The sequence below is a fragment of the Streptomyces sp. UNOC14_S4 genome (assembly GCF_020740835.1).
Taxonomy (GTDB): Bacteria; Actinomycetota; Actinomycetes; order Streptomycetales; family Streptomycetaceae; genus Streptomyces.
The window spans coordinates 1-10,563 of record NZ_JAINFC010000255.1 but is presented as its reverse complement, the minus strand read 5'-3'; the positions used below and the strand labels follow the sequence as shown (position 1 = coordinate 10,563).

Annotated in this window: 12 protein-coding genes and 2 tRNA genes; 9 read left to right on the top strand and 5 right to left on the bottom strand. The window is 67.4% G+C overall.

What is annotated here, in order from left to right; all coding sequences use genetic code 11:
- Positions 1 to 348: 348 nt before the first annotated feature.
- Positions 349 to 546: a hypothetical protein gene (locus K6I34_RS22070; protein WP_121798228.1), complete on the top strand. Its 198-nt coding sequence runs from the start codon at positions 349 to 351 to the stop codon at positions 544 to 546.
- A 67-nt stretch (positions 547 to 613) separates the two neighbouring features.
- Here the strand turns inward: K6I34_RS22070 and K6I34_RS22065 are convergent.
- Positions 614 to 687 (bottom strand) — tRNA-Gly (locus K6I34_RS22065).
- Positions 688 to 930: 243 nt separating this feature from the next.
- Between K6I34_RS22065 and K6I34_RS22060 the strand changes: the two genes are divergently transcribed.
- From K6I34_RS22060 to K6I34_RS22030, 7 genes are all read left to right on the top strand, one after another.
- A tRNA-Pro gene (locus K6I34_RS22060) sits at positions 931 to 1,007 on the top strand.
- Between the two features lie 133 nt (positions 1,008 to 1,140).
- Entirely contained in the window at positions 1,141 to 2,520 is a 1,380-nt protein-coding gene (gene tig, locus K6I34_RS22055; protein ID WP_229328057.1) for a trigger factor, read from the top strand.
- Positions 2,521 to 2,910: 390 nt separating this feature from the next.
- On the top strand, positions 2,911 to 3,516 hold the full coding sequence (locus tag K6I34_RS22050) for an ATP-dependent Clp protease proteolytic subunit (RefSeq protein ID WP_183147316.1): 606 nt from the start codon (positions 2,911 to 2,913) through the stop codon (positions 3,514 to 3,516).
- Between the two features lie 136 nt (positions 3,517 to 3,652).
- Entirely contained in the window at positions 3,653 to 4,321 is a 669-nt protein-coding gene (locus tag K6I34_RS22045) for an ATP-dependent Clp protease proteolytic subunit (RefSeq protein ID WP_121798225.1), read from the top strand.
- A gap of 175 nt (positions 4,322 to 4,496) precedes the next feature.
- Positions 4,497 to 5,786 (top strand): ATP-dependent Clp protease ATP-binding subunit ClpX, encoded by a 1,290-nt coding sequence (gene clpX, locus K6I34_RS22040; protein ID WP_229328056.1) that lies wholly within the window; start codon positions 4,497 to 4,499, stop codon positions 5,784 to 5,786.
- A gap of 149 nt (positions 5,787 to 5,935) precedes the next feature.
- Positions 5,936 to 6,094, top strand: a complete 159-nt coding sequence (locus K6I34_RS22035) for a hypothetical protein (RefSeq protein ID WP_229328055.1) — start codon at positions 5,936 to 5,938, stop codon at positions 6,092 to 6,094.
- Between the two features lie 151 nt (positions 6,095 to 6,245).
- A complete protein-coding gene (locus K6I34_RS22030) occupies positions 6,246 to 7,175 on the top strand; it encodes a hypothetical protein (protein ID WP_229328054.1) in 930 nt (309 codons plus the stop codon).
- A gap of 94 nt (positions 7,176 to 7,269) precedes the next feature.
- On the opposite strand, the gene K6I34_RS22025 is transcribed toward K6I34_RS22030, so the two are convergent.
- Both K6I34_RS22025 and K6I34_RS22020 read right to left on the bottom strand, forming a co-directional pair.
- A complete protein-coding gene (locus K6I34_RS22025) occupies positions 7,270 to 7,785 on the bottom strand; it encodes a DUF6879 family protein (protein ID WP_374230987.1) in 516 nt (171 codons plus the stop codon).
- Between the two features lie 24 nt (positions 7,786 to 7,809).
- Positions 7,810 to 8,067 (bottom strand): winged helix-turn-helix domain-containing protein, encoded by a 258-nt coding sequence (locus tag K6I34_RS22020; RefSeq protein WP_229328053.1) that lies wholly within the window; start codon positions 8,065 to 8,067, stop codon positions 7,810 to 7,812.
- A 290-nt stretch (positions 8,068 to 8,357) separates the two neighbouring features.
- On the opposite strand from K6I34_RS22020, the gene K6I34_RS38950 reads away from it, so the two are divergent.
- The gene (locus tag K6I34_RS38950) at positions 8,358 to 8,735 is read left to right on the top strand and encodes a hypothetical protein (RefSeq protein ID WP_374230986.1); all 378 of its coding nucleotides are present in this window, start codon (positions 8,358 to 8,360) and stop codon (positions 8,733 to 8,735) included.
- Between the two features lie 83 nt (positions 8,736 to 8,818).
- On the opposite strand, the gene K6I34_RS22010 is transcribed toward K6I34_RS38950, so the two are convergent.
- Complete coding sequence (locus K6I34_RS22010) at positions 8,819 to 9,652, bottom strand: hypothetical protein (protein ID WP_229328052.1); 834 nt, start codon at positions 9,650 to 9,652, stop codon at positions 8,819 to 8,821.
- Positions 9,653 to 9,792: 140 nt separating this feature from the next.
- Positions 9,793 to 10,563 (bottom strand): hypothetical protein (locus tag K6I34_RS22005; protein WP_229328051.1); only part of this gene is annotated, 771 nt, incomplete at its 5' end.

The following is a 10,563-nucleotide window of genomic DNA, read 5'->3' as shown; positions in this document are numbered from 1 at the left end:
CCTCGGATGTCCCCCGCCGCCACGCCGCCGCCGTACGGGACGGCGGCGGCGTGGCGGCGGGGGACATCCGAGGCACCCTAGCCGGGCGACGCGGGGCGGTGAAACTCCGTTCCATCCATTGAGCTATTCACCACGAACCTGCACGGTATCCGCTATGTCGGCCGATATCCTCGCCGTGCCGCTTTCCGGACACCTTCTGGATGAACCACCGATACGACGTCACCAGCCCCCTGCGTCAGGCGAGTTGATGGCACCATGGTTGCCGAGAAGGGTCTGCGGGGCAGTATGACTTCCGGACTTCCGGGCAGACCGGGCGACTCCGACCTAGGACCTAGGGTGTGATCAGGTATGGCCACCGTTTCGCTGTCAGTGGTGCTACTCCTGGCGATCGTGCTGGTGGTGATGATGCGCGCCGGCAACATCAAGGGTGGCCCGGCGATCGTCGCGATCCTCTTCGGCTTCTTCCTGGCCTCCACGGGCATGGCCCCGTCGATCCAGAAGTTCCTGGACTCGATCACGCAGACCATAAGCAACATCAAGTTCTGATCACGCTTCGGGCTTCGGGCGTGCAAGGGCATGAAAAACGCCTCCGGCCGGGGCCGGAGGCGTCTGGTGGAGCGGGCGACGGGAATCGAACCCGCGTAGCCAGTTTGGAAGACTGGGGCTCTACCATTGAGCTACGCCCGCGCGCGCCGCGCCATCGGCCCGAAGGCCGCGCGACACGTTGTGCATCGTAGCGGGTCAGGGCCTTGTGATGCACACCCCGGGGTGGCATCGGCCGTCGACCGGCCGTCGATCGACCCCCTGGCCGCCCCCTGGCCGGCTCCCGGCCGACCCCCGGAGGGGCCTCGCTCGCCGATCCCGTGGTCCGACAGTCGTTAATCGGCCGCCCGAGCCCCCCGCGGGCATGTACCCTACGTCTCGCATCGACGGGGTGTGGCGCAGCTTGGTAGCGCGTCCGCTTTGGGAGCGGAAGGTCGTCGGTTCGAATCCGGCCACCCCGACCAATCAAGATCACATTGTCGGGCACGCAGCGCTTGCGGTTACTATGCAAGCTGCGTGCCCGTGTGTCTTTCTCCCGGGCGCGAATCCGCTGGACATCAGCAGAATCCCAGAAGTCAGCCCCAAGGAGACCGAACCGTGAAGAGCGCCGTGGAGACCCTGAACCCGACTCGGGTTCGGCTCACTGTCGAGGTGCCCTTCGAGGAGCTCAAGGCCAGCCTCGACGCGGCGTACAAGAAGATCAACCAGCAGGTCACGGTGAAGGGCTTCCGTCAGGGCAAGATCCCGGCCCGTGTCATCGACCAGCGCTTCGGCCGTGGCGCCGTGCTGGAGGAGGCCGTCAACGACGCGCTGCCGAAGTTCTACACGGAGGCCGTCAACGAGGCCGACCTGAACCCGCTGGGCCAGCCCGAGGTCGACATCACGGAGCTGAAGGACGGCGAGCTGCTCTCCTTCACCGCCGAGGTGGACGTCCGTCCGGCGCTGGAGATCCCGGACTACTCGGGCATCGAGGTCACCGTCGACGCCGTCGAGGTCACCGACGAGGACATCGAGAAGTCGGTCGAGCAGCTGCGCGACCGCTTCGCCACCACCGCCCCGGTCGAGCGCGCCGCCGCCGAGGGCGACATCGTCACCGTGAACCTCGAGGCCAAGGTCGACGGCGAGGTCCTGGAGGACGGCGTCGCCGAGGGTGTCGACTACACCATCGGCTCCGGCCAGCTGCTGGACGGCATCGACGAGGCCGTGACCGGCCTGGAGGTCGGTGGCACCGCCACCTTCACCTCCGAGCTCAAGGGTGGCTCCGCCGAGGGCAAGGAGGCGGAGATCAAGGTCGACGTCACCGCCGTCAAGGCCCGTGAACTGCCCGCGCTCGACGACGAGTTCGCCCAGCTGGCGAGCGAGTTCGACACGCTGGACGAGCTGCGCGCCGACAGCCGCAAGCGCCTCGCCCAGATGAAGAAGTTCGAGCAGGCCACCCAGGCCCAGGAGAAGGTCCTCGACGAGCTGATCAAGCTCATCGAGGTCCCGATGCCGGAGAAGCTGCTCGAGGACGAGGTCAACACCCGCAAGCACAACCTCGAGCACCACCAGCTGGGCCAGATGGGCCTGGACCTGGCGAAGTACCTGGAGATCCAGGGCAAGACCGCCGAGGAGTTCGACGCCGAGCTCAAGGAGCAGGCCGAGAAGGGCATCAAGACCCAGTTCATCCTCGACGAGATCGTCAACAAGGAGAAGGTCGGCGTCGGCCAGGAGGAGCTCACCGAGCACCTCATGCGCCGTGCCCAGTCCTCCGGCATGAGCCCCGACCAGTTCGCCCAGGCCGTCGTCGAGGGTGGCCAGGTGCCGATGCTCGTCGGTGAGGTCGCCCGCGGCAAGGCCCTCGCGACCGTCGTCGAGGCCGCCACCGTCAAGGACACCAACGGCCAGGTCATCGACCTCGACGAGGAGGACGAGACGGCCGAGACCGTCGAGGCCGCCACCGAGGTCGTCGAGGCCGCCGAGGGCACCGAGGCCTGATCCTCGCCCCTCCGGGACGCGCGCAGCGGGCCCGGTCGCCACACCCGGTGGGTGTCGCGGCCGGGCCCGCGGTGTCATCCGCCGGGCGGGACGGCCGGGCCCGGTCGCGACACCCACCATGCCCTCCCACGGCCCTGTCCGCAGCTTGTCCGGGGCCTTGTCCGCGGCCTCGCGGAGGCCCGGGGGACCTGCGCTCAGAGCGAACAGTTCCTGATGCGGGATGGCACCCGCCTACCAGCGCGTTAGGGTCCGTAGATACGGGGGCAGGGGAGTCCCGGAAGCGCGTCGCGGGAAGCCCGGACGGCGCGCCCGACCCCATCCCGTGAAGAGAACGCTGTGACGGCTCGTGGGGCCGTCGAACAACGAGCAGGTGGATACGTGACGAATCTGATGCCTTCCGCCGCCGCCGGCGAGCCGAGCTTCGGTGGCCTCGGCGACCAGGTCTACAACCGACTGCTCGGGGAACGAATCATCTTCCTCGGCCAGCCGGTCGACGACGACATCGCCAACAAGATCACGGCGCAGCTGCTCCTCCTTGCCGCGGACCCGGACAAGGACATCTACCTCTACATCAACAGCCCGGGCGGCTCGATCACGGCCGGCATGGCGATCTACGACACCATGCAGTACATCAAGAACGACGTGGTCACCATCGCCATGGGCCTCGCCGCCTCCATGGGCCAGTTCCTGCTGAGCGCGGGCACCCCGGGCAAGCGCTTCGCGCTGCCCAACGCCGAGATCCTGATCCACCAGCCCTCCGCGGGCCTGGCGGGCTCCGCGACGGACATCAAGATCCACGCCGAGCGGCTGCTCTACACCAAGAAGCGGATGGCGGAGCTCACCGCGTTCCACACCGGCCAGACCGTCGAGCAGATCACCCACGACTCCGACCGCGACCGCTGGTTCTCGGCCCAGGAGGCCAAGGAGTACGGTCTCATCGACGACGTGATGAACACCGCCGCAGGCGTTCCGGGCGGGGGCGGCACCGGGGCCTGAGCCCCGGCACCGGGACCCGCTCCCGGCCCGGGACCCGTTTCCCGGACCGGGAACCGTTCCCGGCAGCCGTGAGTCTCGACCAGAGCCCGGCACACCCGCCCCAGCGCGAACCCCCGGCCCACAGAACGCCACCAGGATGGTGAACACCCACATGAACAACAACGCCGGCAGCGGCCTCTACACCGGCCCCCAGGCCGAGTCCCGCTACATCGTCCCGCGCTTCGTCGAGCGCACCTCGCAGGGCGTCCGCGAGTACGACCCGTACGCGAAGCTCTTCGAGGAGCGGGTGATCTTCCTCGGCGTGCAGATCGACGACGCCTCCGCCAACGACGTCATGGCACAGCTGCTGTGCCTGGAGTCGATGGACCCGGACCGCGACATCTCGATCTACATCAACTCGCCGGGCGGCTCCTTCACCGCGCTGACCGCGATCTACGACACGATGCAGTTCGTGAAGCCGGACATCCAGACGGTCTGCATGGGCCAGGCGGCCTCCGCCGCGGCCGTGCTGCTGGCCGCCGGTACGCCCGGCAAGCGCATGGCGCTGCCGAACGCCCGCGTCCTGATCCACCAGCCGTACAGCGAGACGGGCCGTGGTCAGGTCTCCGACCTGGAGATCGCCGCCAACGAGATCCTGCGCATGCGCGCCCAGCTGGAGGAGATGCTGGCCAAGCACTCCACCACCCCGATCGAGAAGATCCGCGAGGACATCGAGCGGGACAAGATCCTCACCGCCGACGAGCTGCTCGCGTACGGTCTGGTCGACCAGATCGTCACCACGCGCAAGACGTCCGTCTCGGTCTGAGGTCCGGGCCGGGGCCGGTCCGGCCGGACACAGCCGGGCCACCGCGCCGCGGGCAACCCCCTTGACCGAGTAGGGCCAAGGGGGGCCCGCTCGGGGGGCCCGGCAAGGTACCGTCGATAGGCAAGCACTCGGGTTCGCAGAGCAATGCGGATCCCAGGCGAAGGGGAAGCACCTCGTGGCACGCATCGGTGACGGCGGCGATCTGCTCAAGTGCTCGTTCTGCGGGAAGAGCCAGAAGCAGGTGAAGAAGCTCATCGCGGGGCCTGGTGTGTACATCTGCGACGAGTGCATCGACCTCTGCAACGAGATCATCGAGGAAGAGCTCGCGGAGACCTCCGAGGTGCGCTGGGAGGAGCTTCCCAAGCCCCGTGAGATCTACGAGTTCCTCGAGGGCTATGTGGTGGGCCAGGAGGCGGCCAAGAAGGCCCTCTCCGTCGCCGTCTACAACCACTACAAGCGGGTGCAGGCCGGTGAGACCGGCAGCCACAACCGCGACGACGGCATCGAGCTCGCCAAGTCCAACATCCTGCTCCTCGGCCCCACGGGCTCGGGCAAGACGCTCCTCGCGCAGACGCTCGCCCGCATGCTGAACGTCCCCTTCGCGATCGCCGACGCCACGGCGCTGACCGAGGCGGGCTACGTCGGCGAGGACGTCGAGAACATCCTGCTGAAGCTGATCCAGGCCGCCGACTACGACGTCAAGAAGGCCGAGACCGGCATCATCTACATCGACGAGATCGACAAGGTCGCCCGAAAGAGCGAAAATCCGTCGATCACACGCGATGTGTCGGGCGAAGGCGTCCAGCAGGCCCTGCTGAAGATCCTGGAAGGCACCACCGCCTCCGTCCCCCCGCAGGGCGGCCGCAAGCACCCGCACCAGGAATTCATCCAGATCGACACGACGAACGTCCTGTTCATCGTGGGCGGCGCCTTCTCCGGCTTGGAGAAGATCATCGAATCCCGCGCGGGCGCGAAGGGCATCGGCTTCGGCGCCACCATCCGCTCCAAGCGCGAGATCGAGGCGAGCGACCAGTTCCAGGAGGTCATGCCGGAGGACCTGGTGAAGTTCGGGATGATCCCCGAATTCATCGGCCGCCTCCCCGTCATCACCTCCGTCCACAACCTCGACCGCGAGGCCCTGCTGCAGATCCTGGTCGAGCCGCGCAACGCTCTGGTCAAGCAGTACCAGCGCCTCTTCGAACTCGACGGCGTGGAGCTGGAATTCGACCGCCCGGCCCTTGAGGCCATCGCCGACCAGGCCATCCTCCGCGGCACGGGTGCGCGCGGCCTGCGCGCCATCATGGAAGAAGTCCTGATGTCCGTGATGTACGAGGTCCCGTCCCGCAAGGACGTCGCCCGCGTCGTCATCACCGAGGACGTCGTCCACTCGAACGTCAACCCGACGCTGGTGCCGCGCGAGCCGCGCATCGTCGGCAAGGACGAGCGGCACGAGAAGAGCGCGTGAGCTCTTTCTGAGGCTCTCTGACGTTTTCTGACGTGAAGGGGTGCCCGGCTTAGCGGCTGGGTGCCTCTTTTTTTATGTGAGCCGGAGACCAGCGGCAGGATTTACCGGTCGGCTCGCAGCGGCGCTCCTGCCGACGGTAGATTCGAGACATGGCGGACGACGCGAGCGTCAACGGACTCGAAGAGCGGGTGGCCCAGGCACGTCAGGAGCTCGAACGGGATCCGGGCATCACCGTCAGCCCCGAGGCCGAGAGTCATGCCCGTGCTCTGCTGGGGCGCTTGGCCGATCAGGGGCCGAAAGCTGTCTGAGTGCACATCGCGATCGTTTTCCACGCGCCGACCGGGCGCCCTCTTTGCTGTTCCGGAGGCCAGTAGAACTGGCGAACGATACGGGCGCTCGAACGGGTGATCTGCTGCCGTTTGTCGGATGCATCTCCGTTCGCGCCCCTAGTGTCCGATCATGGTTACTTCGAACCACGAGGCGTCGCACCGGATCTTCCAGGAGCGCCCGGAATTACTCGCGCCGGTGTTCCGGATCCTGGGTGTGCCTCTGCCGGCGGAGGCGTCCGTCGAGGTGCTCTCCGCGGACGTCACGGAGATCAGGCCGCTGGAGCGGCGCGTGGACAGCGTCCTGCGCATCGAGCCGCGCGGCGGTGACGACGGCTTCCTCCTCGCCATCGAGGCGCAAGGGCGCTGCGACCGGGCCAAGTCGGTCAGCTGGGCGTACTACCTGTCGTTTCTGAAGGCGAAGTACTCCTGTCCGGCCCTGCTGCTCGTGGTCTGCCAGGACAAGGCCACCGCGGACTGGGCGGCGGGCCCCTTCCGGCTCGGCCTCGACGGCTGGACCGCGCTGACTGTGCATCCGCTGGTGCTGGGGCCAGGCAATGTGCCGATGATCGTCGAGCCGGAGGAGGCCGCTCAAGACCTGGCTCTGGCGACCTTCTCGGCCATGACACACGGGCGGCACCAGGACGCCAAGGCCATACTGGAGGCACTGGCGCAGGCGCTGGACACAGCGGACAAAGATTCCGTCGAGTACTACTCGCAACTGCTGGAGATCGGCCTGGGGGACACCCGGGCGAGGAAGATCTGGAGGGAACAGATGACCATTCACAACTTCTTCCCCGGCCGTGGCACCCTCTTCGAGGAGAAACTCCTGGAGGGCCAGGCGGAGAGCCGGGCGGAGGGCCTGGCGGAGGGCCGGGCGGAGGGCGAGGCCAAGGGGCGGGCGCAGATGGTGCTGCGTGTGCTGGACGGCCGAGGGGTTCTCGCGTCGCCCGAGATCCGGGAGCGTGTCATGGAGTGCACTGACCTGGACACCTTGGGGCGCTGGTTCGACCTGGCGCTCACGGTCTCGGAGGCCGAGGGAATCTTCGGCGCTGAAGGCTGAGCAGTAAGTGCGAAGGGGCGTCCGGACGCGTGCCGGGCGCCGCTTTTTCTTGTCAGTGCCACCTCGTCGGCGCGGCCGACGCCCGCGCTGAGGCTCAGACCGTTCGGTATTCTTCGTGAGGTATAGCACGCTCCCACGCCGCCTCGAAGGCCGAGCCGCACAACTTGGCCACCGTGGGGTCGGTGACGATCTCCTCGTCCATGAACTGCCCGTCCCCACCGAAGTGGTGGACCATGACCGTGGTGCCGTCGAGCAGCCAGAAGTCATTGCCGGGCAAGGCCAGGTCCGTCGTGTGGCGGCGCGGTAGCCAGCGGACCTGCTCGCCCGCCGCGACGTTCGTGAACGTCACGTCGTACTCGAACTGGACGTAGTCCGACAGAGGCTCGCTGACGATGCGCAGGCGCCGCACCGCTACGCCACGCGCAGTGGTCTCCTGCATGAGGGTCAGCCAGGGACGCCACCACGAAGCACGGTCGGTCGGGTCGTCTCGGTGTCCTCGCTGCCAGGCGATGAACATCGGGTCGTCGCGCATGTACCCGTCGCGCATCTCCAAGTGAACGGCGGAGTGTCGGCACTGGCGGAGGAGGTCCTCAAGCGTCGGGGCTGCCACCGTTGACCTCCGGGAAGAACCGCATCATCTGGTGTCCGGCTCGGCCGTCGGGAGTTCCTTGGAGACGAAGGAGCCCAGGCCCGGCTCGGTGTAGATCAGGCCTTCGGCGCGGAGGGCATTGAACACCTTTTGGCTCGTCGCCGTGGCGATACCGAACTCTTCTTGAAGCTTGACGACGGACGGCACGCGCGATCGGGGCGGGTAGGTGCCGTTCTTGATGCGCTGTCGCATGACGTCGGCTACCTGGCGCCAGCGTGGGATGTCCGGAACAAATTCGATCACATGAGCACGCTACGTACCCTATCGGGTTGCAGTCGATACATAAGATACCTAGTACACCTGCTATACCGCTAGGCTCCTGCTCACGCAAAGGACCCCGGCGACCGCTGCAACCGGTCCCGGGGCATGGCCAACGCTGCGAAAGGAGCGTCGACATGCGGCACTCTATCTCCAAGTGGTGGGGAAGAGCCCGGCTGTTGTTCTCGCGCCGTCCCAGTTCTGCCCTTCCGGAGCCGCCGGAGATCGCCCCCGTAGCGCCTGAGGAGCCTCCGCCCACTGTGGTGGTGGGGGAGTTGAGCGGGTGGTACCGCACGCCCGCCACACCTCATGGCGCCTCCTGCGGTATCTACCTCTGGGCTACCGCGCACGGGATCGACATCAAGGCCAGCAGCCCGCTGCGCCGCTGCGACTGTGTAACGGGCGCGTCCGAAGGGCTGCCCGAGGCCGGAGCGGTTGTCGTCGATACCCGTACGGGCAGGGTCGGGGAGGTCATCGCCTACGAAGGCGAGCGGCGGGTCGTGCTTCGTCCGCCTGCTGGCGGCGGGGAGTGGGAAGCGGACGCGGATGTCGTCCGGGACGCCACCGATGCCGAGCTCCTCAGCGCCAAGGTGCGGTTCGCCAACGCGATGAGCAGATGGGGGCAGTGGGCGCACCTGCATGATCATGGGTAACGCGCGTTCATGAGAGCAAAGGGGGGCGCCCGGCTTGAGTGGCCGGGCGCCCCCTTATGCCGTTTCCCTGGCAAGGGCGGGCATTACTTTTTGATCTCCACGCGGATTTCCGTGCGCAGCTTGGCGACCTTCTCGGCGGCCTCGTCGAAGGGGATTTTGAGGCCATTGGAAGAGCGCTTCTTGTCGCCCACGTAGACCACCCCGGCCGTGCTGTGATCTGCCCAGATGCACAGGGGGAGAATGATGTCGTCGCCACCGCCGGGGTGCGTGTACTGGCACTTCATCACGGCGTTGTCGAAACCGGGCGGCGTGACCGTCTGCGGGGAGCCCTCGACCGTGGTGCGCTTCGCGGACTTCGCCAGGCTGGTGAACATGCCGTCCACGACGTTCTCGGGTTTGTCGATCTCGCCCCAGACGCCGATGGTCCGCAGCATCTTCTGGTCGGCGGGGTCGCGGTCGTTCTCGTAGGCCGCGGCAGTGGAATCCGGGTTCTTCACGCCCATGATGCGAAGGTCGCGCTTCGCGCCGGAGTTGTTGAAGACGTCCTGGTCGTGGAAGTCGGGGTCCTTCGTGTAGTCGGCGAGGACGGTGTCGGGCATCGTCAGCTTGTAGCGCTTGCCGTCGTCCGACACGGAAGAACTGCTGTTCTTCAGCAGGGTGGTAGCGCCGCCGATGATCGCGCCGACCACCACCAGCGCCGCGACGGTGAGGCCGATGACCTTGCCCTTGCCACCGCGCTGCGGGGGTATCGGCGGCGGGTACGGGGCGGGCATGCCGGGGTAGGACTGCTGCCCGTAGGGGGCGTTCGGCTGCGGCTGCCCGTACGGGGCCTGCTGGCCGTAGGGGCCCGGCTGCCCGTACGGGGTGGGCTGCATGGGCGGCTGCGGCGGGTACGGGCCGGGCTGGCCGTGGCTCATCGTGGGGTCCCCCTTGTCGAGAACGCTGCTCAGGCCGGGAGAGCCCCGGCGAAGGGAACCCGGGCGGGCCCTCGCGGGCCACGCCGGCGAACAGCTCAGGATTTCATACGGCTCCGGCGGGCCCGCTGCCCACAGGGCGCCTACTTGTTCTTGCGGACTTCGTTGCGCACCTTAGCCGCCGCCTCGGACAGTTCCTTTGCCGACATCGCGTTGCCGGTCGCGGTGGTGGTGGCTCCGCCGGTGATTCCTCCGGAGGATTTGCCGACCGTGTGCGTGACGACGCCCACCGCGCTGGAGTCACCCCAGACGCATGTCGAGCCTTCGACGACGGAGCTGATGGATCCCATGGTCGCGGTGACCTTCACCAGCTTGCACTTCATCTCCGCGCCGTCGAAACCGCTCGGATGGAACTCGGTGGGGGGTGTGACGGTCTCGACGTTCACGCCTGCCGTGGGCTTCTTCGAGTTCTCTTCCATCTTGGCGAACAACGCGTCGACTGCCTTGCGCGGGTCGGCCACCTCGCCGTAAACGCCGCGCACGCTCAGGGTCTGCTGTTCGGCGTTCTTGTAGGCCCCGCTGACCTCGGTGGGATTGGTGATGCTCATCGCCTGGGCGTTGTCGCTGAGCTTCTGGTCGCTGAGGTCACGTACGTTCTGCTGCTTGTTGTACTTCCCGTCCAGCAGCGAATCCGGCAGCACGATCGTGTAAGGCGCGACCTTCCCATCACTGCCCCCGCCGCCGTTCTTGAAGAAGAGCACCCCGCCTACGATCGCGCCCACGACCACCAGCGCACCGATCGTGATGCCGATGGCCTTGCCCTTGCCGCCCCCGCCGCTCTGGGGCGGCATCGGCGGCGGGTACGGCCCCGGCATCCCCGGCTGCTGCCCGTACGGGGGCGGGGGCTGCTGGCC

Excerpts from the sequence above, each read along its gene's own strand:
- K6I34_RS22070 (WP_121798228.1), top strand. The coding sequence starts at position 349 with ATGGCCACCGTTTCGCTGTCAGTGGTGCTACTCCTGGCGATCGTGCTG.
- K6I34_RS22050 (WP_183147316.1), top strand. The coding sequence starts at position 2,911 with ATGCCTTCCGCCGCCGCCGGCGAGCCGAGCTTCGGTGGCCTCGGCGAC.
- K6I34_RS22045 (WP_121798225.1), top strand. The coding sequence starts at position 3,653 with ATGGTGAACACCCACATGAACAACAACGCCGGCAGCGGCCTCTACACC.
- K6I34_RS22030 (WP_229328054.1), top strand. The coding sequence starts at position 6,246 with ATGGTTACTTCGAACCACGAGGCGTCGCACCGGATCTTCCAGGAGCGC.
- K6I34_RS22035 (WP_229328055.1), top strand. The coding sequence starts at position 5,936 with ATGGCGGACGACGCGAGCGTCAACGGACTCGAAGAGCGGGTGGCCCAG.
- K6I34_RS22010 (WP_229328052.1), bottom strand. The coding sequence starts at position 9,652 with ATGAGCCACGGCCAGCCCGGCCCGTACCCGCCGCAGCCGCCCATGCAG.